This window comes from Patulibacter americanus DSM 16676 (assembly GCF_000420025.1).
In the GTDB taxonomy this organism is placed as follows: Bacteria; Actinomycetota; Thermoleophilia; order Solirubrobacterales; family Solirubrobacteraceae; genus Patulibacter; species Patulibacter americanus.
In genome coordinates this window covers 269040-294135 of the sequence record NZ_ATUD01000004.1, presented here as the reverse complement: position 1 = coordinate 294135, position 25096 = coordinate 269040, and the positions used below count along the sequence as shown (strand labels likewise).

The window sequence follows — 25096 nt, the reverse complement described above, 5'->3', positions numbered from 1 at the left end:
TGACTCTAGCGCATCCGCTTCCGCCGTGCGATGCGACCTCAGTCACATCCGGGCTTCGCGCTGCGCCGCGGTCTCCAGCGGCTCGAGAAAGATACAACTTTTTCGGCCTCGTGCGTCGCGCCCCCACCCGCCGGGGGCTCCGGGGCCTCCCTGACGGCGCCTTCCGGTCCCGGATGGCCCGCTCCGACTGGGGTTTCGCGCGGCTCTGTGCCGTAGCTCCGGGCGGCGTACGCCCGGCCCGGCATTCGCCGAACTGCCCTCGGCAGGTGTCTCAGCCCTCGATCACGAGCTTCACGAAGCGCCGCTTGCCGAGCTGCAGCACCGCGTCTCGCAGCTCGTGCGCGTCCACGTCCAGACGCTCCGACGGCCACGTGTCGCCGTTCACCCGCACCCCGCCCTGCGTGATCGACCGCCGCCCCTCGGAGCGGGAGACCCCGAACGCGTCCGCCAGCAGCGCCGGCAGATGAACGGACCCCGTGATCCCGTGGAGCGGGATGTCGTCCGGGATCTCGCGGTCCTTGAAGAGCCGGTCGAAGGCGTCCTGGGCCTTCTCGCCCTCCCCCGCTCCGGCGAAGCGGTCGCACAGCGCTCGCGCGAGCGCGCGCTTGCGCTCCCGCGGCCCCTGCCCCTCCGCGCTCGACAGATCCATCCCGAGCAGGTCCGCCCACGGGTCGATCAGCTCGTCCGGGATCCGCATCGTCCGTCCGAAGATCTCCCCCGCGGGCTCGGTGATGCCGATGTGGTTGCCCAGGGACTTCGACATCTTCTGGCTGCCGTCGGTCCCCACGAGCAGCGGCATGGTCAGCACCGTCTGCTCCGGCTTCCCCTCCGCGCGCTGCACGTCGCGCCCGAAGAGCAGGTTGAACGTCTGGTCCGTCCCGCCGAGCTCCACGTCCGCATCGATCGCCACGGAGTCGTAGCCCTGGAGCAGCGGGTAGACGAACTCGAGCAGGCTGATCGGCTTGCCCCCCGCGTACCGCTTGGCGAAGTCGTCGCGCTCCAGGAGCTGCGCGACCTTCGGGATCCGGGCCAGTGTGAGGAACGCGTCCATGGACATGTCGAGCCACTCGCCGTTGCGACGCACCTCGAGCAGGTCGGGCTCGTTCCGGAGCACCCGCAGCGCCTGGTCCTGGTAGGTCCGGGCGTTGCGGTCGATCTCCTCCGGGGAGAGCACCGGCCGGGTCGCGGACCGCCCGCTCGGGTCCCCTACGCGCGCGGTGTAGTCGCCGACGATGAGGACCACCCGGTGCCCGAGGTCCTGGAACTCCCGCAGCTTCTGCAGGACCACCACGTGTCCCAGGTGCACATCGGGTGCCGTCGGGTCGATGCCCAGCTTCACCCGCAGCTGCCGTCCCTCGTCGACCGCGGCCTTCAGGCGCTGCTCGAGCGCCCCGGCGGGCTGGGCGGTCGCCGCGTTGCGGGTCAGGAACGCGGCGTCGGAACGCGGGTCGGACATGCCGTCGATGTTAGGATATGCGGGCTCTCGTTCCGTGAGCCGACGCCGGGCGCCTGCCGCCGCCCCGCCGTCCCGGCCCCCGCGAGCACTATGACCGAACCCACCGGACATCCCGGTGCGCCGGCGAACGCCACGCACCCCGGACCGGGCGCCGCTCCCGCGGCGTCGCCGTCACCCGACCCCGCGACCCCCTGGTGGTCGGCAGGGACGGACGACGTCCTGCCCGTGACGGCGCCCCGGCCCGCCGCGGCCGTGACGGACCCCCCTGGGGACCCGCGCTTCGCCGCCGTCGACGCGCCTCGCGCGCACCCGGCGCCGGGCGACCAGGGCCCTCCACGGCGCAGGCGCCCGGGGCCGCCCGCCGAGGCCGCCTCCTTCGCGACGCCCCACGCCGCGCCGCCTTCAGCCGCTCCGTCGGCCGTCCCGGCGCGGCCCACCGGCGGCGGCTCCGGCCGCGGCGGCACGGGCGACCTGCCCCCGACCGGCGGCGGCGACTCCGGGGGGACCGGCGGCTCGGGGCGTCCGCGCCTGCGCTTCCGCTGGATCCGGCTGCTCCTGCTGCTCGTGCCGCTCGGCGCGCTGGCGGTCGTCTCGACGATCTTCGGGATGATGATGGCCGTCTCGACGGACCTCCCGAACCTCGACACGGCCAAGGAGTTCCAGACCGCGCGCAACTCCGTGCTGCTGGACCGGAGCGGACGGCAGATCGGCGTGCTCGCCGACTCCTCGCGCTACGTCGTGCGCGAGGACGAGATCAGTCCCGCGATGAAGGACGCCGTGGTCTCGATGGAGGACGAGCGCTTCTACGAGAACAGCGGCGTCGACGTCCGCGGCATCGGCCGCGCCGTCGTCCAGGACATCGTCGCCCGGCGGGCCGCGCAGGGCGCCTCCACGATCACGCAGCAGCTCGTCAAGGTCTCGCTGCAGGCCGAGGATCAGCGCACCGTCTTCCAGAAGCTGCGCGAGGTCGCGCTGGCGTACCACATGACGCAGCAGTGGTCGAAGTCGAAGATCCTCACGACGTACCTCAACCGGATCTACTTCGGCAACGGCGCCTACGGGGTCGAGTCCGCTGCGAAGACGTACTTCGGCAAGACGGACGCGCACCGCGGTTGCGGGCCGCCGGAGGAGGGGTGCGCCAAGACGCTGGCCCCCGCCGAGTCCGCGCTGCTGACGGCGATCATCGCCTCGCCCTCGCGGTTCGACCCGGTGACGGAGCCCGAGGCCGCGCTGCGCCGGCGCAACACCGTCCTGCTCAAGATGCGCCAGCACGGGAAGCTCTCCCCGGAGGACTACGAGCTGGCCAGGAACGAGCCGCTCCCCACGCGCCAGCAGGTCGAGCCGCCCACGCTCGAGGCGAAGAACCCGTACTTCGCCTCCTGGGTCAGCGCCCAGCTCATCGACCGACTCGGCGCGCAGCGCACGTACGAAGGCGGGCTGAAGGTCAAGACGACCATCGACCCCTCGATGCAGACCGCGGCGGAGAAGTCGATCTCGTCCTACCTGTCGAGCCCCGACATGCCCGAGGCCTCGATGGTGGCCATCGACAACAAGACCGGCGAGGTCCGGGCGATGGTCGGCGGCGAGAACTACCGCGAGAAGCCGTTCAACCTCGCCACCCAGGGCCAGCGTCAGCCCGGGTCGTCGTTCAAGCCGTTCGTGCTGGCGCAGGCGCTCCGCGAGGGCATCTCCCCGCAGAAGCTGTACCCGTCGAAGAAGCTCACGCTGAAGGTCAAGGACGAGAACGGCCGAACGGAGCCGTTCCGCGTGACGAACTCGGAGAGCGCGTACGCCGGGACGTCGAGCATCGCCCGCGCGCTCACATACTCCGACAACGCGGTCTACGCGCAGCTCGGGCAGACCGTGGGGACCAAGAAGGTCGCCAAGCTCATCCGCCGGATGGGCGTGCGCTCGCCCGTCTCGAGCAACGCCGCCCTCGCCCTCGGCGCGCCGCGCCGCGGCGTCACGGTGCTCGACATGGCCCACGCGTACGAGACGTTCGCCACCCGCGGCCTGCGGATCAACGGCACGCTCGGCGCCCCGAACAACGGCCCCGTCGGGATCCAGGAGATCCGCGAGCCGGGCCGCCGCACCCGCGTGAACCGCCGACGCGCGGACCGGGTGCTCTCCACCGAGGTCGCCGATACCGCCACCTCGATCATGCGGACCGTCGTCTCGAAGGGCACGGGCCACCGCGCCCAGTACGGCGGCTTCGCGGCCGGCAAGACGGGGACGACCGAGAACAACGTCGACGCGTGGTTCGTCGGGTTCTCGAAGGACGTCACCGTCGCCGTGTGGGTGGGCTACCCCGACTCGGGCAAGCCGATGCAGACGCAGTGGATGGGCGAGCCCGTCGAGGGCGGCACCTACCCCGCCGCGATCTGGGGCGCCTTCATGGGCCGTGTCGACCGGATCCTGGACGCCCGCAACCCCGACCGCAAGAAGCAGCAGAAGGACGACGCCGACGTCCCCGTCGACGGCGCCGAGCCCGACGTCAGCGCCGCGCCGACCGCGACGACCGGGGCGGGCGCGGCGACTGGCGGCGCACCGCCCACCGGGACCGGCGGCACGTCGTCGGGCACCACCGGCGGCGGCACGGGCGCGACGGACGGCACCGGCTCGACGGCCGGGGACGGGAGCGGCGGTGGGACGGACGCCCCGGCCCCGGTCCCCCCCTCGGCCCCGTCGCCCGGGAGCGGGAGCGGCACGGGCTCGAGCGGGACCGGTTCGGGGGCGGGTTCCGGCGCCGGGTCGGGATCCGGCTCGGGCTCCGGGACCGGCGGAACGGGCGGGACCGGCGGCGGCGCCGTCCCCCTCGGCTGAGCGAGCGGTCGAGCGCGCCCGGAGCTCCGCGGGTCGTGCCCGCCGGAGCCGCGGAGGCCGACCGGGGGATCGAAGGGGCTGCGCGGCCGCCGGGGCCTAGGACACCGGTCCCCGACGCCGGGCCCGCGGGCGCATCGCCTCCGGCCACGGACGCGAGACGTCCGTGCTCGAGGCGTCGGCGAACCGCCACGGCAGCTCGACGGCCTTCGTGATGCCGATGCGGGGCCCGGTCACGAGCTCGACGGGCCGCGCGTCGGCGGGCGGGCGGACGATGCGGATCGGCCCCGTCTGCAGATCGCACCCGTCGTGCTCCAGGCGGATGTCGAGCGCGAGCGTCAGGCGACCCGGGCCCGCGACGAGCTCGCGGTCCGGGCGGCCCGGGCGACGCTCCCGCATGAGCTCGAGGCCCGTCACCGGCTCGACGGCGCGGACGAGGACCGCCGCGGCCAGGCCCTCGGGCTCGCAGACGGCGTTGAGCATGGAATGGATGCCGTAGGAGCGGTAGACGTACGCCCGTCCGGGCGGACCGAAGAGCGCGGCGGTGCGCTCCGTGGGGCCCGGAACCAGCGGCGGCTTGCGGTAGCCGTGGCAGGCGGCCTCCGTCTGGTGGTAGGCCTCGGTCTCCACGATCCGGCCGGCGGTGGCTCCGTGGACGACGACGCAGCCCAGGAGCTCCCGGGCGACGTCGACCACGGGCCGCGCGTAGAACGCGTGCGGCAGCGGCTGGTCGTCCGCCATCGGCTCAGGCGAGCAGGCCGTGCGCGAGCTCCAGCTGCTCCGTCAGGCGGAGCGACGACGTGCCGCCCTGGCTCTGCTTGCGCTCGAGCAGGGAGAGCGGCTCGAGGAGCTCGCGGATCCACGGACCGAGGTGCGGGCTCTGCGCCTGCAGCTCGTCGTCGGAGAGGTCGGACAGCTTGCGCCCCGAGTCCACGGCCTCACGGACGAGCCCACCGACGATGGCGTGGCACTGCCGGAACGGGACGCCGCGCTTGACGAGCTCGTCCGCCAGATCCGTGGCGGCGAGCAGCTCGTCGGCGGCGGCCGCGGCCATGCGGTCCTTGCGGAAGGTGCCGCCGGCGATCATCCCCGACGCCGCGGCGAGCGACTGCTCGAGGGTGTCGGCCGCGTCGAACACGTGCTCCTTGTCCTCCTGCAGGTCCTTGTTGTAGGTCAGGGGCAGCGCGTGGATCACGCCGAGCAGCGCGGTGAGGTGCCCCGTGATGCGCGGCGCCTTCGCCCGCAGCAGCTCGGCGCAGTCCGGGTTCTTCTTCTGCGGCATGAGGGAGGAGCCCGACGACCAGGCGTCGGGGAGCACGAGGAACCCGAACTCCTCGCTCGCCCACTGCACGATCTCCTGGCCCAGGCGCGAGAGGTGCGTGGCGCACGTGGCGGCCGCGCCGAGGTAGTCCAGGGCGAAGTCGCGGTTGGAGACGGCGTCGATGGAGTTCGGGGCCGGGGCGTCGAAGCCGAGCTCCGCCGCCGTCATCGTGCGGTCGGTGTCGAAGTTCACGCCCGCCAGGGCGCCCGCTCCGAGAGGCATCCGGCGCAACGCCTGCTCGCGGGTGAACCGGAACCGGGCCCGGTCGCGCTCCAGCATCCAGACGTAGGCGAGCAGGTGGTGCGCCAGGTACACCGGCTGCGCCCGCTGCAGGTGCGTATAGGCCGGCATGGGCCAGTTCCGGTGCTCCTCGGCGACCTCGACCAGCGTGCGCATGAGGCCCTCGATGCCGGCGATCGCCCGCTCCGCCGCCTCGGCCGTCCACAGCGCGAAGTCCGTCGCGACCTGGTCGTTGCGCGAGCGCGCGGTGTGCAGGCGGGCGCCGGGGTCCCCGACGAGCTCCGTGAGACGGCGCTCCACCGCCATGTGGATGTCCTCGTCGTCCGCCCCGAACGGGAACGACCCGTCCTGCAGCTCGCCCTCGATCTGCGCGAACCCCCGGAGGATCACCTCGAGGTCGTCCTCCCCGATGATGCCGCGCGCCGCGAGCATCCGGGCGTGCGCCCGGGAGCCGCGGAGGTCCTGCGGCCACATGCGTCGGTCGAAGCCCAGGCTGGTGTTCATCGCCCGGAAGACGGGATCCTGCGGCTCGGAGAAACGCGACATATGCGCCGCAGTCTAAGGAGCCCGGGGGTCGGGCCGCCGGGCCGCCCCGTCAGTCGCTGGTGAGGACCGCGGTGAGCTCCTCGACCACGATCGCGACCTGCTCCTGCGTCATCTCCGGGAAGAAGGGGAGCGAGAGCCCGCGCGCCGCGGCGTCCTCGGCCACCGGGAACTGGCCCTCGCGGAACCCGAACCGCTCGCGGTAGAACGAGAAGAGGTGGATCGCCGGCAGGTACGGGCGGGTCTGGATGTTCCGCTCCGCGAGGGCGCGGATCGTCGCGTCGCGGTCGACGCCGTGGGGCGTGCGGACGACGAAGACGAACCAGGAGCGGCGGTCGCCGCCGCGGTCCTCGCAGAGGAGCTCGAGCCCCGTCCGCTCGACGAGCTCCCCGAGCGCCTCGCGGTACCACGCGGCGACGCGCGCCCGGCCCTCGAGCATGTCGTCCAGGCGGCCCAGCTGCGCGATGCCCAGGGCGCACTGCAGGTCCGACAGGCGGTAGTTGAACCCGAGCCGGTCGTGGTCCAGCCACTGCATGTTCGGCGCCCGGCCCTGGTTGCGCTCGGAGTCGATCCGCGCCTTCACCGCCGGGTCGGACGTCGTGACGAGCCCGCCCTCGCCCGTCGTGAGCTGCTTGTTGGCGTAGAACGCGAACATCGTCGGGTTGCCCCGGCCGCCGACCGTGGTGCCGTCGGCGTGCACGGCGCCCAGGGCCTCCGCGGCGTCCTCGACGATCGGCAGCCCGAGGCGCTCCATCCCGGGGATGTCGGCGGGGTAGCCGAAGATGTGCACGGGCAGCAACGCCACCGTGCGCTCCGTGACGGCCGAGGCGACCGCGTCCGCCGTCACGTTCAGGGTGTCGGGGTCGATGTCGACGAAGACGGGGGTCGCGCCCTCGTAGAGCACGCTGTTCGCCGTCGCGATGAACGAGAACGGGGACGTGACGACCTCGTCCTCCGCGCGGCAGTCGGCCACGCCGACGGCCCGCAGCGCCAGGTGCAGTCCCGCGGTGCCCGACGAGACCGCGGACGCGTGCGGGGCGCCGACCCGGTCCGCGAACCGCCGCTCGAACTCGGGCACCCGGGGCCCGAGCGACAGGTGCCGGGAGCGCAGCACCTCGAGGACGGCCTGCTCCTCGGCCTCGCCGATGACCGGGCGCGCGACCGGGATGAGGTCGTGGCGCACGGGCTCGCGCTCCGGCACGCTCACGCCTCGACCCCGGACGCCGCCGCGTCCGATGCGGTCCGGCGCCCCGCCTGCTCCGAGCGGGAGAGCGAGTCGACCAGCGCCTCCCACGAGGCGGCGATGACGTTCTCGCTCACGCCGATCGACCCCCAGGTGTCCTGCCCGTCCGACGCGTCGAGCAGCACGCGGGTGGTCGCCCCCGTGCCCTTCGTCGAGTCGAGGATGCGCACCTTGAAGTCGGTCAGCTCGATGTCGCGCAGGTGCGGGTGGACCTGGACGATCGCCGAGCGCAGCGCGGCGTCCAGTGCGTGGACCGGGCCGTTGCCCTCGGCGGTGCGCACGTAGCGCTCGCCGCCGATCCAGATCTTGATCGTCGCCTCGGTCTCGACGCGCCCCTCGGCGCGCTGCTCGACGATGACGCGCCACGACTCCAGCGTGAACAACGGCTCGTACGCCCCCGTCTCGCGGCGCAGCAGGAGCTCGAACGAGCCGTCGGCGGCCTCGAACTGGTAGCCCTCGTGCTCGAGCTGCTTCACGCGCTCGATGATCCGCACGGCCTGCGCGTCGTCGACGTCGACGCCCGCCTCCGTCGCCTTCTCGATGATCGTGCCCTTGCCGGCGAGCTCGGACACGAGGACGTCGCGGGTGTTGCCGACCTCGACGGGGTCGACGTGCTCGAAGGTCCGGGCGTCGGCGCGGATGCCGGCTACGTGCAGGCCGCCCTTGTGGGCGAACGCGTTGCGGCCGACGTAGGGCTGGGTGGCGCGCGGCGTGCGGTTGAGCAGCTCGTCCACGAAGTGCGACGTCTCCGTCAGGCGGGCGAGCCCGCCCTCGGGGAGCGAACGCACGCCCATCTTCAGCTCGAGGTCCGCGGTGATCGTCGTGAGGTTCGCGTTGCCCGTGCGCTCGCCGATGCCGTTCGTGGTGCCCTGCACCTGGGTAGCGCCGGCCTGGACCGCGAGCAGCGAGTTGGCCACGCCGCACCCGGCGTCGTCGTGGGCGTGGATCGCCACGCGGGCGTGGGCGCCGAGCTCCTGGACCACGCGCGCGACGGCGTCGTGGATCTGCAGCGGCAGGGACGAGCCGTTCGTGTCGCACAGCGAGAGCGTGTCCGCTCCCGCCTCGACCGCCGCGCGCAGACAGCGCAGGGCGTAGGCCTCGTCGTCGCGCCACGCGTCGAAGAAGTGCTCCGCGTCGTAGATCACCCGCTTGCCCTCGCCGTGCAGGAACGCCACGGAGTCCGCGATCAGCCGCAGGTTCTCGTCGCGGTCGACGCGGACCACCTTCTCGAGGTGCAGGCCCCACGTCTTGCCGACGATCGTGGTGACGTCGCAGAAGCACTCCGCGAGGATCCGCAGTGCCGGATCCTCGTCGGCGCGGACGTCGCGTCGGCGGGTCATCCCGAAGGCGGCGATCGTCGTGTGGCGCCACGTCTCGCGCGCGAGCAGCCCGAAGAGCTCCTGCTCCTTCGGGTTCGAGGCCGGGAAGCCCGCCTCGATCAGGTGCACGCCCAGCTCGTCGAGCTTGGTGGCGACGCGCAGCTTCTCCTCGGCGGAGAGGGCCATGCCCTCCCCCTGCATGCCGTCGCGGAGCGTGGCGTCGTAGAGCTCGAAGGATCGGGGTGCGGCGGAGTGGGTCATCGGTCGGGGTCCTGTGCGTGGGTCGGCGGGGTCGGCGAGGGGCCTCCGCGCCGCGACGGCCCGGTGCCCCTAGAGAATTCGCCGCCCGCCCGGCGCGAGGGGACGCACCTCAGCGGGCCCCGTCGCGGGCCGGGACCGGGTCCAGCCAGCCGTGGTACCGCTCGTCGCGGCCGTGCAGCGCGTCCTCGAAGACCCGCTGGACCTCGCGCGTGACGGGGCCGGGCTTGCCGGTTCCGACGGCGTGGTCGTCGACCTCGCGCACCGGCGTGAGCTCGGCCGCGGTACCGGTAAGGAAGATCTCGTCGGCGAGGTAGAGCTCGGCGCGGGCGAGGTCGCGCTCGACGACCTCGAAGCCCAGGTCGCGTGCGACCTGCATCGCGGAGCGGCGGTTGATGCCGTCGAGGATCGACGCCGACTGGGGCGGCGTGACGATGCGGCCCTCCTGCACGACGAAGATGTTCTCGCCGGAGCCCTCGCAGACCATGCCGCGGTCGTCGAGGAGGATCGCCTCCTCGTAGCCGGCCTTCGTGACCTCGATCTTCGCGAGCACGGAGTTGAGGTACTGGCCCGTCGCCTTCGCGTGCGGGATCAGGCCGGCGGGCGAGAGACGCCGCCAGGAGGAGATCTTGGCGCGCACGCCGTTCGCCTTGCCCTCGTCGCCGAGGTACGAACCCCACTCCCACGGGGCGATGATCACGTCGACGGGCGAGTCCAGCGGGCTGAGACCCATGGGGCCCTCGCCGCGGAACACGAGCGGGCGGATGTAGCACGAGCGCAGGCCGTTGGCGGCGACCGTCTCGAGCGTCGCCTGGCGGATCTGCTCCCGCGTGTAGGGGACCGGCATGTAGTAGAGCTCGGCCGACTTGAACAGCCGGTCGACGTGCTCCTGGTGCCGGAAGATCGCCGGGCCGAACGCCTCGGTGTCGTAGCAGCGGATCCCCTCGAAGACGCCCGTGCCGTAGTGGAGGGCGTGCGTGAGGACGTGGACCTGCGCGTCGGCCCACGGGACCAGCTCGCCGTTCTTCCAGATGAATTCGCCCTGCGGCACCCTGGCCCCCTCGTCGCGTCGACCCGTCCGCACGGCAGCGGAGCCGGCGGACGATCGCCCGATGCTAGCGCGGAGGCGCCTCGGGCCGACGGCCCCGGCACCCCCCGCGCGTCCGGTCCCGGCGCCCCCGGCGACGGCGTCGGCGCACCACCCCCCATCCGTCGCACGTCCCGGTCGCCACGGTGGACCCACGACGTGTACGGCCCTACCGTGCAGTACAGACGTCGGGCACCGGCCCCACGGGGCCGCCACTCGGACCCCCGGCGCACGGAGGATTCCATGACCCGTACGACGACTCCCATCCTGGACACCACGGACCGCGACCGGCGCGTCCTGGCCACCCTGGCCCAGCAGCGCGGTCACATCGACGACGTCGTCGTCGACGACGGGCACGCGCCCGACGCGATCGACGCGCAGGCCCTCGGCCACTGCCGCGTGACCGTGCAGGCGGGCTGGGACTCCGGCCGCCCCGCGGCGGTCTGACCCACCGACGGCCGCCGGGCCGCGCCCCCGCGCGGCCCGGCCCCGCCGCCCGCGCCTAGCGCGTCGGCGCCCCACCCACCTCGCGGGCCCGTCGCGCGGCCAGGTCGCCCAGGCGGCCCCAGTCGACGTCGCGGAAGTTGTGCATCGGGCAGTACTTCGGCCCGCACATCGAGCAGAACTCCGCCGTCTTGAAGTACTCGTCGCCGAGCGTCTCGTCGTGCATGCCGCGCGCCGTGTCGGGATCGACGGCGAGGTCGAACTGCCGGTTCCAGTCGAAGTCGAACCGCGCCCGCGAGAGCTCGCGGTCCCACCGGGCCGCCCGTGCCCCGTGCGCGCCGCCGCGGGCAAGGTCGGCCGCATGCGCGGCGATCCGGTAGGCGATCAGCCCCTGCTTGACGTCCTCCGCGTCGGGGAGCCCGAGATGCTCCTTCGGGGTGACATAACACAGCATCGAGGTCCCGTGCCAGCCCACGACGGCCGCCCCGATCGCCGACGTGATGTGGTCGTAGCCGGGCGCGACGTCCGTGACGAGCGGGCCGAGCGTGTAGAAGGGCGCCTCGCGACACACGCGCTGCTGGCGCTCGACGTTCTCCTGCAGCTGGTGAAGCGGCACGTGACCCGGACCCTCGACCATGCACTGCACGTCGGCGTCCCAGCAGCGGCCGACGAGGTCGCCGAGCGTGTCGAGCTCGGCGAACTGCGCGGCGTCCGAGGCGTCGGCGATCGAGCCGGGGCGCAGGCCGTCGCCGAGGGAGATCGTCACGTCGTGCCGTGCGCAGATCGCCAGCACGGCGTCGAACTGCTCGTGGAGCGGGTTCTGGCGCTCGTGGTGGACCATCCACCGCGCGAGCAACCCGCCGCCGCGGGAGACGATCCCCGTCGTGCGGTGCTGGCAGAGCGCGAGGTGCTCCAGCAGCACGCCGGCGTGGATCGTCATGTAGTCCACGCCCTGCAGCGCCTGCTCCTCGATCACCTCGAGCAGCAGTCCGATCGACAGGTCCTCCGGGCGCTTCACACGCTCGAGCGCCTCGTAGATCGGAACGGTGCCGATCGGCACGGTGGCCGCGGCGAGGATCGCGCCGCGCGTCTGTGCGATCCGCTTGCCGGTCGAGAGGTCCATCACCGTGTCGGCCCCCCAGCGCTGCGCGAGCGCGAGCTTGTCCACCTCGTCCTCCAGCGAGCTGGTCGTCGGGCTCGACCCGATGTTGGCGTTGATCTTGACCCGCGCCCGCAGGCCGATGCCCATCGGGTCGAGCGCCCCGTGGTGGAGGTTGGCGGGCACGACCATGCGGCCGCGGGCCACCTCGGCGCGCACGGTCTCGGGCTCGAGGCCCTCCCGCTCGGCGACGCGCGCCAGCTCCGGCGTCACCGTTCCCTCGCGCGCCGCCCGCAGCTGCGTACGCGGCGCTCCCCCGTCGTCGAAGACGTGGCGTTCCATGGATGCTCCCTCCGCCGGCATGAACCGGATCAGGTCGTCGGGTCGGCGCGGCAGCGCCCTCTCAGCCCCTCCATGGGACTCCCCGGATGTGTGGTGCGGCGACCCTAGCGCAGGACGGGGACGTCGACCAGGGCGTCCGCGACGCCGGCGCCGACGCCGGACTCCGGACGGGCCGTCTCCGGGCCTGCCGCCGTGCGCGGCAGGACCCCGAGGCGGGTGTAGGCCGCCAGCGCCTGCTCGGCGGCCTCGTCCCACGAGAACCGCGCCGCATGGCGGGCGCCGGCGGTCACGAGCCGGTCGCGCAGACGCGGCTCGTCGAGCAGCCGGCGCAGGGCCGCGGCCAGGGCGCGGGCGTCGTCGGGCGGGACGCGGATGCCGGTGCCGTCGACCACGACCTCACGCAGGCCGCCGGTCGCGCCGGCCACGACCGCGCAGCCGCCCCGCATCGCCTCGAGTGCGACGAGGCCGAAGGGCTCGTACAGGGACGGCACCAGGCAGACGTCCGCCGCCCGGTAGAGCGCCGGCAGCGTGCCGTCGTCGCTCCAGCCCAGGAAGGTGACGTCGTCGTCGAGCCCCAGGCGGGTCGTCTGTGCGCGCAGCTCGTCCCCGTGGGGTCCGGAGCCGGCCACGACCATCCGCGCCGGCGGCGCGGCGGGCGCGGTGGCCGCACGGACGCGCGCGAACGCCTCGAGCGCGACCTGGAACCCCTTCTCGTAGACCAGCCGTCCCGCGAGCAGGACGAGCGTCTCGCCCCCGGGCGCCAGGCGGTCGCGCAGGGCGCGCACGCGATCCTCGTCCACCGGCGGCACCGGGTCGATGCCGTTGCGGACCACGAGCACGTCGTCCGGGGCCGCGCCGAACACGTCGAGGACGTGCCGGCGCATGAACGCGGAGCAGACGAGCACCGCGTCCGCGCGGTCCATCATCGCCTGCTCCTCGGCGTGGACGTGCGACTGCGGGTGCTTCTGCACCCACCCGCGGTGCCGGCCGTGCTCCGTGGCGTGGACCGTCGTGACGAACGGGACGCCGAGGGCGTCCGCGAGCGCGGCCGCCGGCCGGGCCACGAGCCAGTCGTGGCCGTGCACGACGTCGGGGCGCCGGGTGCGCGCCGCGACGAGCCCCGCTTCGAGCAGCTCGTCGCCGAGCGCGTCGACCCAGGCGAGGAACGCGTCGAGCCCCGCGGGCGGCGCGGGCCGCGCCACCCGCTGGACGACCACGCCGTCGGCGGCCGGCGTCGGGGGCTCGGCGTCCACGCCCCGCGTGAGGACGTGCACGCCGGCACCGCGGCGGACGAGGCCGGCCGAGAGCCCGGCGACGTGCCGGGCCAGACCGCCCTCGACGACCGGTGGGTACTCCCAGGAGAGCGTGAGAACGCTCGGTGCCGTCACCGGGCGTCGGCGACCCGCTCGAGCAGCGCGATGCCGGACCCGTCCACGACGTCGGCGACCGCGACCGAGCCGTCGAGCCGGACATCGGCCGCGCCCAACACGCTGCGCCACGTGCCGGAGAGCCCGGCCGGCGCGTCGATCCGGGCGTCGGCCCAGTCCCGCACGCCGACCACCACGAGCACGTCGTCGCCGCGGGTGAACGCGCAGACGCCGTCGCCGGCGTCCAGCGGGCGGTACTCGCCGGTGGCGAAGGCCTCCTCGCGCCGGGTCCGGAGGTCCAGCGTGCGCGCGATGAGCGCGAGCTTGCGGGTGTCGGCGTCGTCGAAGGCGTCGAGTCCGGTGGCGTCGGCCCCGCGGACGGTCGTCAGCAGCTCGGCTCGACGGGCCCAGTCGACCGGCCGACGGTTGTCCGGGTCGACGAGGCTGAGCGACTCGAGCTCGTCGCCGTTGTAGATGTCCGGGACGCCGGGGACGGTGAGCTTGAGGAGCGTCTGGGCCAGCGCCGAGCGGCGCCCCTCCGCGGTCACCCGGGCCACGAACGGCTCGAAGTCGTCGAGGAAGGGGCGGTGCGTGAGCAGCGCGGTGGCAAACGCCTTCACGCGCGACTCGTGGGCCTCGTCGGGGTCCGCCCACGTGGTGTTGCGCTTGGCCTCGCGCATCGCCTTCTCGAGGAACTGCTCCAGGCGCTCCCGGTCGATCGGCCAGACGCCGACGAGCGTCTGGTAGATCGTGAGCTCCTCCGTGCCGTCCGGGATGCCGTCCGGGCGCAGCTCGCCGTTCAACTCGCGCCAGCGCAGCACGCGCTCGCGCCACTCGTCGGCGATCGAGGCCAGCGCCCCGATGCGGGCGCGGGCGTCACCGGAGCGCTTCGTGTCGTGGGTCTGCGTCGCGAGCAGGCCGTGCGGCGTGCGCTCGGCGCGCTGCAGGTTGCGGTCGTGGAAGTCGACGACGGAGAGCGAGAAGCGGTCCGGTTCGTGGCCGACCTCGTTCAGCGCCAGCAGCCGGACGTAGCGGTAGAACGCGGTGTCCTCGACGCCCTTCGCGGTGACGGGCGGCGATGTCTGCTGGAACTTGACGACGAAGTCCTCGTGCCCGCCGTCCTGGAGCAGCAGCGCGCGCTGGAGCGCCTCGGGGGCGCCGGACGCCGCGATCACGGCGCGGTCGGCGGCGGAGACGGCGTCCGGACCCGCCGCCGGCTCGACGTAGGTGCGGTAGACGGGCAGCGTCGCGAGTGCGTCGGCGATGCCGGGCACGTCGAGCAGCGTGCGCAGCCGGGCGACCTCGCGGGCGAAGGTCGTCGTGGCCTGCTCGATCTGGGTCTCGAGGGCCACCTCGGGAAACGGCCGGGCCTCGCCCGTGATGTCGGCGGCGAGGTCCGTGAGGACGCCCTCCCCCGCCGGGTCGACGAACAGCGCCGTGGCGTCGCCGAGGAACTCGTAGCCGACGGTGCCCTCCACGGGCCACTCGGGCAGCTCCTCGACGGGGTGCTGCGCGCTCAGGATCTTCTCGACCCAGACGTGCTCTACGCCCTCGTCGCGCAGCCGGCGCAGGTAGCCGGCCGGGTCGGCGAGGCCGTCGGGGTGGTCGATCCGCAGGCCGTCGACCACGCCGTCCTTCACGAGGTCGAGGACCTTGCGGTGCGTGAGCTCGAAGACCTCGGGGTCCTCCACCCGCACGCCGGCGAGGTCGTCGATGTCGAAGAAGCGGCGGTACCAGCCGTCCTCCGGGTCGTAGTCGAAGACGCGCACGCGCTCGTCCTCGTCGGACCACCAGCGGTTCTCGTCGCCCGTCCCCATGTGGTTGGGGACGATGTCCAGCACGATCCCGAGCCCCTGACGCGCCAGCTCGCGCAGCCCCTCCTCGCCGCCGAGCGCCTCGGAGACCGTTGTCGGGTCGACGACGTCGTAACCGTGCGTCGAGCCCGAGCGGGCCGTCAGCGACGGCGACAGGTAGAGGTGCGAGATCCCGAGGTCGCGGAGGTACGGGACGAGGTCCGACACCGCCGTGAAGTCGAGGTCGGGCGTGAGCTGGAGGCGGTAGGTGGCCCGGGGGATGCTCATGGGGTGCGCTTGAGGACCTTGATGGAACGACAGGGGACGACGACCTCGGAGCGGGCCTCGAAGCGGCCCTCTCCCGGCTCGATCGCCGGATCGAACGTGCACAGCTCGTGCGTCCAGGCCTCGCCGTAGGTGGCGTTGGGCAGCACGAACGTGGCGTCCTCGTGGTGGGCGTTGACCAGCAGCACGAACGAGTCGTCCTGCAGCGGCTCGCCCTTCAGGGTGCGGTCGGCGATCGCCTCGCCGTTGAGGAACACGCCGAGCAGGTGGCAGTCGGCGTCGTCCCACTCGCGCTTCGTCATGCGGTGGCCGTCGGGCCGGAACCACCAGACGTCCGGCAGCGTGTCGCCCTCGGGGTCGCGGCCGCGGAGGAACTCCTGGCGGCGGAAGACCGGGTGATCCTTGCGCAGCTGGATCAGCCGACGGGTGAAGGCCAGCTGCTCCGGCTGGTCCTCCTCCTCGGACCACGAGTACCAGGAGATCTCGTTGTCCTGGCACCACGCGTTGTTGGAGCCGTGCTGCGTGCGGCCGATCTCGTCGCCGCCCAGGAGCATCGGGGTGCCCTGGGAGAGCAGGAGCGTCGTCAGCATGTTGCGCTGCTGGCGCCGGCGGAGCTTGTTGATCTCCGGGTCGTCCGTCTCGCCCTCGACGCCGCAGTTCCAGGAGCGGTTGTCGTCCGTCCCGTCGTTGTTGTCCTCGAGGTTGGCCTCGTTGTGCTTCTCGTTGTAGGTGACGAGATCGCGCATCGTGAAGCCGTCGTGCGCCGTGACGAAGTTGATGGACGCGAAGGGATCGCGGCCGTCGTTCTCGTAGAGGTCGGCGGAGCCCGAGAAGCGCTCGGCGAACGCGGCCGCGCCGGCCTCGCCGCGCCAGAAGTCGCGGATGGCGTCGCGGTAGATGCCGTTCCACTCGCTCCACAGCACCGGGAAGTTGCCCACCTGGTAGCCACCGGGACCGACGTCCCACGGCTCGGCGATGAGCTTGACCTGTGAGAGGACCGGGTCCTGGTGGATCGTGTCGAAGAACGCCGAGAGGCGGTCGACGTCGTAGAGCTCGCGGGCCAGGGCCGACGCGAGGTCGAAGCGGAAGCCGTCGACGTGGCACTCGATGACGAAGTACCGCAGCGAGTCCATGATCATCCGCAGCACGGCGGGCTGCCGGGCGTCGAGCGTGTTGCCCGTGCCCGTGTAGTCCATGTAGTGGTGCAGGTCGTCCGGGACGAGGCGGTAGTACGTCTTGTTGTCGACGCCCTTCATGGAGAGCATCGGCCCGAGGTGGTTGCCCTCGGCCGTGTGGTTGTAGACCACGTCGAGGATGACCTCGATACCCGCCTTGTGCAGGGCCTTGACCATGCCCTTGAACTCCGTGACCTGCTGGCCGCGGGTGCCACTGGCGGAGTAGCCCGAGTGCGGGGCCAGGTAGCCGATCGAGGCGTAGCCCCAGTAGTTCGACAGCCCCATGTCGTGGAGGAACGACTCGTCGGCGATGTGGTGCACGGGGAGCAGCTCGACCGCGGTGACGCCGAGGTCCTTGAGGTAGCCCAGAGCCGCGTCGGACGCGAGGCCCGCGTACGTGCCCCGCAGGTCCTCGCGGACCTCGGGGTGGGTCATCGTGAAGCCCTTGACGTGGGTCTCGTAGATGACGGTCTCGTTCCACGGACGCTCGGGACGGCGGTCGCCCTCCCAGTCGAACGCCTCGTCCACCACGACGGACTTCGGGATGGCCGGGGCCGAGTCCTCGTCGTCGATCTCGAGGTCGGCGTCGTCCGTCGTGTCCGGGCCCCCGGGGACGTAGGGCAGCGTGTTGGCGGCGTCCCACTGGACGCTGCCGTCGATCGCCTTGGCGTACGGGTCGATGAGCAGCTTGGCGGGGTTGAACCGCTGGCCGTTCTCGGGGTCGTACGGGCCGTAGACGCGGTAGCCGTAGCGGGTGCCCGGCCGAGCGTCGGGCAGGTAGCAGTGCCACTGGTGGGCGGTGCGCTGCTCGACGGGGACGCGGGTCTCGTTGTCGTCGTCGTCGAAGAGGCAGAGCTCGACGCGATCGGCGTTCAGCGAGTACAGCGAGAAGTTGACGCCCTGCCCGTCCCACATCGCACCAAGTGGGAAGGGTCGGCCGGGCCAGACGGTGACGCTCATCCGAGCAGTATCCCGGCGTGGGCGGCCAGAAGCAGCGCGCCCTCGGGGCCGTCGTCGCCCGCGGGCGAGACCCCTCCGGGCGTGTGCAGGACGACGGAACTGCCCTCCCCCGCGACCGTGGCGGGAGCCGTGCCGAAGTTGGCGACGAGCGTGTAGGTGCCACGCTGCACGCGCAGGAGCCCCGCCTCGTCGTCGTACTCCGCGGCGTCGACGTCGCCCGCCGGCAGATCGCGGCGGACACGCAGGAGGTCGCGGTAGAGCTTGGCGAGCTCGGGGTCCTCCTGCCGGGTGAGCTTGGACCGCACGAACGTCTCCTCGGCCTGGGGATCGGGGACCTCCTCGCCGGCGAACGCGGCGAAGGAGGCGAACTCGCGGCGGCGCCCTTCTCGCGTCGCCGTGGCGATCTCCTCGTCGATGTGGTCCGTGAAGAAGAGGAACGGGGCGTCCTCGCCGTACTCCTCCCCCTGGAACAGCATCGGCACGAACGGCGAGAGCAACGTCACGAACGCGGCGAGCGGGCGGATCTCACGCGGGAGGCGGTCGCCCACGGCGCGGTTGCCGACCTGGTCGTGGTTCATGTCGAAGACGACGAACTGCTCGACCGGGCGGTCGTCGTGCGGCGCGCCGAAGCGCTTGCGACGCAGCGTGGAGTACGTGCCGTCGGGCAGCACCGGGCGGCGGAAGGCCTTCGCGAGGTCGGCCAGCGCGCCGAACTCCTCGTAGTAGCCCTCCTTCTCGCCCGTCAGCAGCACGCGCACGGCGTGGTGGAAGTCGTCGGCCCACACGGCGTCGCAGCCGAGGCCGCCCTGCTCCCGCGGCCGGATCACCTTGGGATCGTTCAGGCCGCTCTCCGCGACCACGAAGGGGGCCTGCGGCGTGCGGCCGGCGGCGTGGGCCCGGGCGGCGACCTCGGCCACGATCGGCCGCGCGGAGTCGTCCGAGATCGCGTGGATCGCGTCGAGGCGCAGGCCGTCGAGGTGGAAGTCGCGGATCCAGCCCTCGGCGCTCTGCAGCACCCACTCGCGGACCGGATCGCAGTCGGCGTCGTCGTAGTTGACGGCCTTGCCCCAGAACGTCTCGTGCTTGTCCGTGAGGTACGGGCCGTAGGCCTCGATGCTCTGCACCCCCGACGCGCCGAGGTGGTTGTAGACCACGTCGAGCACGACGCCGAGGCCGGCCGCGTGGGCCGCGTCGACGAACCGGGCGAACGCCTCGGGCCCGCCGTAGCTCGACTGCGTGGCCGAGAGGAAGACGCCGTCGTAGCCCCAGCCCCGGCTGCCCGGGAACTCGGCGACCGGCATCACCTCGACGGCCGTGACGCCGATCTCGGCCAGGCCGGCCAGGTGCTCGATCGCCGCGTCGAAGGTGCCCTCGGCGGTGAACGTGCCGACGTGCAGCTCGTAGAGCACCATGCCCTGGCGCTCGATCCCGGCCCAGCTCTCGTCCGTCCAGCGGAAGAGGTTCGGGTCGACCACGCGCGACGGTCCGCGGATGCCCTCGGGCTGCCAGCGCGACGACGGGTCCGCGTGCGCCGTGCCCTCCAGGACGAACCGGTAGTCCGTCCCGTGCGGCGCGTCGACCGTGGCGGTGTGGAACCCGAAGCCCTCGGCCTCGAGCGCCTCGGTGCGGCCGTCGACCTGCAGCTCGACGCGCTCGGCCCGTGGCGCCCAGACGCGGAACTCGGTCAGCCCGTCGCCGAGCGGGGTGGCGCCGTGGCGGCGCTCCCACACGTAGCCGCTCACGGGGCGGGGGTCTCCGGCACCAGCCAGAGGACGCCGAGGGGCGGCAGGGTCAACGCGGCGGAGCACGGCTGCCCGTGCCAGGGGGTGTCGTCGGGGATCACGCGGCCACCGTTGCCCATTCCGGAACCGCCGTACTCGGCGGCGTCCGTGTTCAGTGCCTCACGCCACGCACCACCGCGGGGCAGGCCCACGCGGTAGCCCTCGCGCGGGACCGGGGACAGGTTCGCCACGCAGACGACGAGGTCACGGTCCTCGAGCGTCTTGGGATCGTCCGGGTCGAACGCCGCTCCGCGGGCGAACGCGACGATGTTGCGCTCCGCGTCGTTGGGCTCGAGCCACCAGAAGCCGGCCGGGTCGACGTCGCGCTCCCACAGCGCGGGGTGCTCGCGCATCACGTGGTTGAGGTCGCGCACGACGGCCTGGACGCCCGAGTGCGTCGGCGGCGTCGAGGGGTCGTGGCGCTCGTCGAGGAGGTGCCAGTCGAGCGAGCGCTCGTGGCTCCACTCGCGCTCCTGGGCGAACTCCTGGCCCATGAAGAGCAGGTTCTTGCCCGGGTGCGCCCACATGTAGCCGTAGAGCGCGCGGAGGTTGGCGAGCTTCTGCCACGGGTCGCCCGGCATCTTCGTGAGCAGGGAGCCCTTGCCGTGCACGACCTCGTCGTGGCTCAGCGGCAGCACGAAGTTCTCGGAGAACGCGTAGTGCAGGCTGAACGTGAGCCCGTGGTGGTGGTAGCGCCGGTTGACCGGGTCCTGCTGGAAGTACTCCAGCGTGTCGTGCATCCAGCCCATGTTCCACTTGAACCCGAAGCCCAGGCCGCCCAGGTACGTCGGGCGGGAGACGCCGGGCCAGGAGGTCGACTCCTCGGCCGCGGTGATCGTCCCCGGCTCGCGGGCGTAGACGACCTCGTTCATCTCCTTGAGGAACTCGACCGCCTCGAGGTCCTCGCGCCCTCCGTGGACGTTCGGGACCCACTCGCCCTCCTTGCGGGAGTAGTCGAGGTAGAGCATGGACGCCACGGCGTCGACCCGCAGGCCGTCGACGTGGAACTCCTTGACCCAGAAGAGGGCCGAGGCGAGCAGGAAGTTCCGGACCTCGTTGCGCCCGAAGTTGAAGATCAGCGTGCCCCAGTCGGGGTGCGACCCGCGGCGGGGATCGGCGTGCTCGTAGAGCGCCGTGCCGTCGAACTGCGCCAGTGCCCAGGCGTCGCGCGGGAAGTGCGCGGGGACCCAGTCGAGCAGCACGCCGATGCCGCGCTCGTGCATGCGGTCGACGAACGCGCGGAAGTCGTCCGGCGAGCCGTGCCGCGGAGTCGGGGCGAAGTACGAGGTCACCTGGTAGCCCCAGGAGCCCGGGAACGGGTGGCCCATCACGGGCAGCAGCTCGACGTGCGTGAAGCCCATCTCGACGCAGTACTCCGCGAGCTGGTCGGCGAGGTCGGCGTAGCTCAGGAGCTCGTCGCCGGCACCGCGGCGCCACGAGGGCAGGTGCACCTCGTAGGCCGACATCGGCGCGGCGAGGTGGTCCGTCTTGTCCCGCTGCTCCATCCAGGCGTCGTCTTGCCACTCGTGGCGGGACTCGTGGACGACGGAGTCCGTCTCCGGCGGGATCTGCGTCTGGAACGCGAACGGGTCGGCGTGCAGCACGAGGGTGCCGTCGGCGGTGCGGATCTCGTACTTGTACGGGACGCCGTCGCCGACGCCGGGGACGAAGAGCTCCCACACGCCGGACGGCCCGAGGGACCGCATGGGGTGCAGGCGGCCGTCCCAGCCGTCGAACTCGCCGACGACGGACACGGACCGCGCGTTGGGCGCCCACACGGCGAAGGCCGTGCCGCGCTCGCCGTCGAGCTCGGTCACGTGCGCGCCGAGCTTCTCCCACAGCGCCTCGTGGCGGCCCTCTCCCATGAGGTGCAGGTCGAGCTCGCCGACCGTCGGGCTGTGGCGGTACGGGTCCTGGACCGGGAAGCTGCCGTGCTCGCCGTAGTCCACGGCGAGGCCGTATCGCAGGGGCAGCTCGGCGCCGGGGAGCGTGGCCTCGAAGAGACCCGCGTCGTGCACGAGGCGCGCGGTGACGGCGTCGCCCCGCTCGGGGTGGACGGTCACGCCGGCGGCGTCGGGCCGCCAGGCCCGGACGACCACGCCGCCCTCCACGGGGTGCGCGCCGAGCAGGCGGTGCGGGTCCGCGAGGTCGCGGTGCACGAGCGCCTGGACGTCGCGCTCGTAGACGGCGGGGTCGACCGTCGCGGGCGCGGGCGGCGTGGGGGTCGGTGCGGCGAGCTGGGCCAGGGACGCGGGGTCCTCCGGCGTGGCGACGGCGGTGTCGACGGCCTCGGCGGCCGCGGCCCCGCTGCCGTCGGTCTTCGGCGCGCGCTTCGGCTTGCGGTCCTTGGGGCTCATGCGATCGGCTCCTCGAGCAGGCGGGCGATGGCAGCCGCGGGGATCGGCACCCAGTCCGGGCGGTGGTCGAGCTCGTAGCGCAGCTCGTAGACGGCCTTCTCGAGCTCGAGGATCGAGAGCAGCGTCTTCGTGCCCGACGCCGTGGGCGGCATCAGGGACGGCTCGATCTCGGCGAGGTAGTCGTCGAGGAAGGCGGTACGGGCCCGCTCCTCCCAGTCGGCGGGCGCCTCGACGCCGCGCTGCAGGCGGGCGGCGGAGACCGCGTAGGCCAGGGAGCGCAGGAGGCCCGCCACGTCGCGCAGCGGCGAGCGCTTGCGACGGCGGTCCAGGAGCGCCCGGGCGGGCTCACCCTCGAAGTCGAGGATGATCCAGGAGGGGCCGGCGTCGCCGTCGGCGACGCGCAGCGTCTGGCCCAGGTGGAAGTCGCCGTGGTGGCGGATGAGCCGCCCGGCGCCGCCGATGTGGGACACGAGGCGCAGGCGGTCCCGGGCCTCCTCGCCGCGGCCGGCGATCTTGGCGAGGCGCTCGTCGCCCTCGGGCAGGTCGAGGAACAGGCGCTCGATCTGCTCGTCGATCGTGGCGGTCATGATCGCCAGGGCCTCGTCCGTCGGCTCCTCCGGCGCGAAGGCCGGGTCGTTCGCGTCGGACGCCAGCGCGTTGTGCAGGCGGGCGACGACCACGCCGAGCGCGGCGAGCTGCGGGAGCAGGCCCTCGGGGTCCTCGGAGAGCTGGTCGAGCACCATCTCCCAGCCGTCGCGGCCGCCGGGCACGAAGCGCTGGACCACGCCGAGCGTGCCCTCCATGACCTCCCCCGTGTAGTCGTACCAGCCACCGAGCTCCGCGATGTGCGGGAACGCGCGCTCGGAGAGGAAGCGCGTCATCTCGAGCTCGGGGTTCTCGCCCGGCTCGAGGCGGCGGAACGTCTTCAGCACGTACGCGTCGTCGATGACGATGGAGGAGTTGGACTGCTCCGCCCCCATCGGCCGCGCGGTCGGCTGGGCGGCCGGGGGCTCGACGCCCTCGACCCAGTGGAACTCGATCCTCGGATCCTCGCCCGCGACGACCTGGTCGCGGAGCATCCCCGCGATCAGCGCCGCGGACTCCGGGTCGGCGAGCGCGTCGTACACCGTCGCGCCGTCGATCTCCTGCAGGACCTCGGTGTCCCAGCCCTCGGCCGCCGGCCGGATGGCCAGGGGCAGCTGGTAGAGGTCGTGCGTGCCGCCGGGGAAGCGGGCCTCGACGATCGCCACGGCGAGGCCGAGCCGCTCGTCCTCGCGCAGCGTCACGACGTCGACGACGTGCACGTGCGAGAGCTCGCGCGACTTCGCGCCGAACCAGCGGCGACCGGGCAGCCACTCCTCGAGCAGCGCCTCGTCCAGGCGGGTCAGATCAGGCGTCATCGGTGGCCTCCAGGGTGTCGACGGACTCCGTGTCGCGCAGGAGGAACCAGAAGAACCCCCGGGGCGCGAGGGTCAGCAGGTACGGCAGCTCGCCGATGCGCGGGAACAGGGTGCGCCCGAACATCTCCTCCGGGCACCGTCCCTGGAAGGCGGAGAGGTCGAGCTCGACCGCCTGTGCGCTGCGGGCCATGTTGTGCACGCAGACGACGATGTCGTCCTCGTAGCGGCGGATGTGCGCGAACACCTTCGAGTTGGACGGCGAGAGCGGCTCGTACGTGCCGACGCCGAACACCGGGTGCTCCTTGCGCAGCTGGATGAACCGCTTCATCCACCGCAGCAGCGAGGTCGGGGTCCGCAGCTGGGCCTCGACGTTGACGGCCTGGTAGCTGTAGACCGGGTCCATCAGCGGCGGCGCGTAGAGCTGCGCGAAGTCGGCCTTGGAGAACCCGCCGTTGCGGTCGCCCGTCCACTGCATCGGCGTGCGCACGCCGTCGCGGTCGCCCAGGTAGACGTTGTCGCCCATCCCGATCTCATCGCCGTAGTAGAGGACCGGCGAGCCGGGGAGCGAGAACATGATCGCGTTCATCAGCTCGATCTCGTCCCGGCCGTTGTCCAGGAGCGGGGCGAGGCGCCGGCGGATGCCGACGTTGAGCTTCATACGCGGGTCCTTCGCGTACTCCCCGTACATGTAGTCGCGCTCCTCGTCCGTGACCATCTCGAGCGTCAGCTCGTCGTGGTTGCGGAGGAAGATGCCCCACTGGCAGTTCTCCGGGATGTCCGGCGTCTGCTCGAGGATCTCGTACATGGGCGTCGCGTCCTCGCGCCGCACCGACATGAACATGCGCGGCATGACGGGGAAGTGGAACGCCATGTGGCACTCGTCGCCGTCGCCGAAGTACTCCACGACGTCGGCCGGCCACTGGTTGGCCTCGGCCAGCAGGACGCGGTCCTGGTAGCCCTCGTCCACCTCGCGCCGGACCCGCTTGAGGAACTCGTGGGTCTCGGGGAGGTTCTCGCCGTTGGTGCCCGGGCGCTCGAAGAGGTACGGCACGGCGTCGAGCCGGAACCCGTCCAGGCCGAGGTCGAGCCAGAAGCGCAGCGCCTCGAGCATCGCCTCCTGCACGGCCGGGTTGTCGTAGTTGAGGTCCGGCTGGTGGGCGAAGAAGCGGTGCCAGTAGTACTGGCCCGCGACCGGGTCCCACGTCCAGTTCGACGGCTCGGTGTCGATGAAGATGATCCGGGCCTCCTGGTACAGCTCGTCCGTGTCGGACCAGACGTACCAGTCGCGCTCCGGCGACCCCTTCGGGGCGTTGCGCGCCTTCTGGAACCACTCGTGGTCGCTCGAGGTGTGGTTCATCACGAGGTCGGCGATGATCCGGATGCCGCGCTCGTGCGCCGCCTCGATCAGGGACCGGATGTCCTCGATCGTGCCGTAGTCCGGGTGGACCTCGTAGAAGTCGGCGATGTCGTAGCCGCCGTCCTTCAGCGGGGAGGCGTACATCGGCAGCAGCCAGATGCAGTCGACCCCGAGCCACTGCAGGTAGTCGAGCTTCTCCGTCAGACCGCGGATGTCGCCCGAGCCGTCGTTGTTGCCGTCGAAGAAGCCGCGCAGGTGGATCTCGTAGAAGACCGCGGTCTTGAACCAGAGCGGATCGCTCTCGAACCACTGGGTCGGGTGGTACGGCGCGTGCTCCACGACCGCGCCGGCCGAGCCGGGGGTCGGCAGCGAGGTCGTGTCGGAGGCCTTCGTGCCCGGCAGACCCGTGGCCTGGCCGCTGCCCGGCGTGGGCAGATCGCTCATCGGGC

General features: G+C 72.6%; 16 protein-coding genes and 1 riboswitch. Of the genes, 2 read left to right on the top strand and 14 right to left on the bottom strand.

What is annotated here, in order from left to right; translation table 11 throughout:
• Window positions 1-271 precede the first annotated feature (271 nt).
• The gene (tyrS, locus tag F593_RS0109740) at window positions 272-1456 is read right to left on the bottom strand and encodes a tyrosine--tRNA ligase (RefSeq protein ID WP_022928563.1); all 1185 of its coding nucleotides are present in this window, start codon (window positions 1454-1456) and stop codon (window positions 272-274) included.
• A gap of 252 nt (window positions 1457-1708) precedes the next feature.
• Between tyrS and F593_RS0109735 the strand changes: the two genes are divergently transcribed.
• Complete coding sequence (locus tag F593_RS0109735; RefSeq protein ID WP_169449180.1) at window positions 1709-4279, top strand: transglycosylase domain-containing protein; 2571 nt, start codon at window positions 1709-1711, stop codon at window positions 4277-4279.
• A gap of 96 nt (window positions 4280-4375) precedes the next feature.
• On the opposite strand, the gene F593_RS23960 is transcribed toward F593_RS0109735, so the two are convergent.
• The 5 genes from F593_RS23960 to F593_RS0109710 all read right to left on the bottom strand — a co-directional run bounded on the left by F593_RS23960 (window position 4376) and on the right by F593_RS0109710 (window position 10251).
• Window positions 4376-5017: a DNA-3-methyladenine glycosylase gene (locus tag F593_RS23960; protein WP_022928561.1), complete on the bottom strand. Its 642-nt coding sequence runs from the start codon at window positions 5015-5017 to the stop codon at window positions 4376-4378.
• A 4-nt stretch (window positions 5018-5021) separates the two neighbouring features.
• A complete protein-coding gene (argH, locus tag F593_RS0109725; RefSeq protein WP_022928560.1) occupies window positions 5022-6383 on the bottom strand; it encodes an argininosuccinate lyase in 1362 nt (453 codons plus the stop codon).
• A gap of 49 nt (window positions 6384-6432) precedes the next feature.
• Window positions 6433-7587 carry a DegT/DnrJ/EryC1/StrS family aminotransferase gene (locus tag F593_RS0109720; protein ID WP_245540793.1) on the bottom strand — a complete coding sequence of 385 codons (1155 nt, stop codon included), beginning with the start codon at window positions 7585-7587 and terminating at the stop codon, window positions 6433-6435.
• Window positions 7584-9203 (bottom strand): citramalate synthase, encoded by a 1620-nt coding sequence (gene cimA, locus F593_RS0109715; RefSeq protein WP_022928559.1) that lies wholly within the window; start codon window positions 9201-9203, stop codon window positions 7584-7586. The genes F593_RS0109720 and cimA overlap by 4 nt, the downstream gene beginning before the upstream one ends.
• Window positions 9204-9312: 109 nt before the next feature.
• Window positions 9313-10251, bottom strand: coding sequence for a branched-chain amino acid transaminase (locus tag F593_RS0109710; protein WP_028721573.1), 939 nt, complete (start codon window positions 10249-10251; stop codon window positions 9313-9315).
• A 279-nt stretch (window positions 10252-10530) separates the two neighbouring features.
• Here F593_RS0109710 and F593_RS0109705 point away from each other — a divergent pair, with 279 nt between their 5' ends.
• On the top strand, window positions 10531-10734 hold the full coding sequence (locus F593_RS0109705; protein WP_022928557.1) for a hypothetical protein: 204 nt from the start codon (window positions 10531-10533) through the stop codon (window positions 10732-10734).
• A gap of 55 nt (window positions 10735-10789) precedes the next feature.
• Here F593_RS0109705 and thiC read toward each other — a convergent pair whose 3' ends face one another.
• From thiC to treS, 8 genes are all read right to left on the bottom strand, one after another.
• Complete coding sequence (gene thiC, locus F593_RS0109700) at window positions 10790-12172, bottom strand: phosphomethylpyrimidine synthase ThiC (RefSeq protein ID WP_022928556.1); 1383 nt, start codon at window positions 12170-12172, stop codon at window positions 10790-10792.
• Window positions 12161-12267: riboswitch (TPP riboswitch) on the bottom strand. (Overlaps the previous gene by 12 nt.)
• A 9-nt stretch (window positions 12268-12276) precedes the next feature.
• A complete protein-coding gene (locus tag F593_RS30335; protein ID WP_022928555.1) occupies window positions 12277-13560 on the bottom strand; it encodes a glycosyltransferase family 4 protein in 1284 nt (427 codons plus the stop codon).
• Window positions 13557-15620 (bottom strand): malto-oligosyltrehalose synthase, encoded by a 2064-nt coding sequence (treY, locus tag F593_RS23950; protein WP_022928554.1) that lies wholly within the window; start codon window positions 15618-15620, stop codon window positions 13557-13559. Before treY ends, F593_RS30335 begins: the two co-directional genes overlap by 4 nt.
• The gene (glgX, locus tag F593_RS0109685; RefSeq protein ID WP_022928553.1) at window positions 15617-17752 is read right to left on the bottom strand and encodes a glycogen debranching protein GlgX; all 2136 of its coding nucleotides are present in this window, start codon (window positions 17750-17752) and stop codon (window positions 15617-15619) included. Before glgX ends, treY begins: the two co-directional genes overlap by 4 nt.
• The gene (gene treZ, locus F593_RS23945) at window positions 17749-19494 is read right to left on the bottom strand and encodes a malto-oligosyltrehalose trehalohydrolase (RefSeq protein WP_022928552.1); all 1746 of its coding nucleotides are present in this window, start codon (window positions 19492-19494) and stop codon (window positions 17749-17751) included. Before treZ ends, glgX begins: the two co-directional genes overlap by 4 nt.
• Entirely contained in the window at window positions 19491-21890 is a 2400-nt protein-coding gene (glgB, locus tag F593_RS23940; protein ID WP_022928551.1) for a 1,4-alpha-glucan branching protein GlgB, read from the bottom strand. The genes treZ and glgB overlap by 4 nt, the downstream gene beginning before the upstream one ends.
• Window positions 21887-23290, bottom strand: coding sequence for a maltokinase N-terminal cap-like domain-containing protein (locus tag F593_RS23935; protein WP_022928550.1), 1404 nt, complete (start codon window positions 23288-23290; stop codon window positions 21887-21889). The genes glgB and F593_RS23935 overlap by 4 nt, the downstream gene beginning before the upstream one ends.
• Window positions 23280-25091, bottom strand: a complete 1812-nt coding sequence (gene treS / locus F593_RS23930) for a maltose alpha-D-glucosyltransferase (protein WP_022928549.1) — start codon at window positions 25089-25091, stop codon at window positions 23280-23282. Before treS ends, F593_RS23935 begins: the two co-directional genes overlap by 11 nt.
• Between the last annotated feature and the right edge of the window lie 5 nt (window positions 25092-25096).

Excerpts from the sequence above, each read along its gene's own strand:
- tyrS (WP_022928563.1), bottom strand. The coding sequence starts at position 1,456 with ATGTCCGACCCGCGTTCCGACGCCGCGTTCCTGACCCGCAACGCGGCG.
- F593_RS23960 (WP_022928561.1), bottom strand. The coding sequence starts at position 5,017 with ATGGCGGACGACCAGCCGCTGCCGCACGCGTTCTACGCGCGGCCCGTG.
- argH (WP_022928560.1), bottom strand. The coding sequence starts at position 6,383 with ATGTCGCGTTTCTCCGAGCCGCAGGATCCCGTCTTCCGGGCGATGAAC.
- cimA (WP_022928559.1), bottom strand. The coding sequence starts at position 9,203 with ATGACCCACTCCGCCGCACCCCGATCCTTCGAGCTCTACGACGCCACG.
- F593_RS0109705 (WP_022928557.1), top strand. The coding sequence starts at position 10,531 with ATGACCCGTACGACGACTCCCATCCTGGACACCACGGACCGCGACCGG.
- thiC (WP_022928556.1), bottom strand. The coding sequence starts at position 12,172 with ATGGAACGCCACGTCTTCGACGACGGGGGAGCGCCGCGTACGCAGCTG.
- treY (WP_022928554.1), bottom strand. The coding sequence starts at position 15,620 with ATGAGCATCCCCCGGGCCACCTACCGCCTCCAGCTCACGCCCGACCTC.
- glgX (WP_022928553.1), bottom strand. The coding sequence starts at position 17,752 with ATGAGCGTCACCGTCTGGCCCGGCCGACCCTTCCCACTTGGTGCGATG.
- glgB (WP_022928551.1), bottom strand. The coding sequence starts at position 21,890 with ATGAGCCCCAAGGACCGCAAGCCGAAGCGCGCGCCGAAGACCGACGGC.
- F593_RS23935 (WP_022928550.1), bottom strand. The coding sequence starts at position 23,290 with ATGACGCCTGATCTGACCCGCCTGGACGAGGCGCTGCTCGAGGAGTGG.
- treS (WP_022928549.1), bottom strand. The coding sequence starts at position 25,091 with ATGAGCGATCTGCCCACGCCGGGCAGCGGCCAGGCCACGGGTCTGCCG.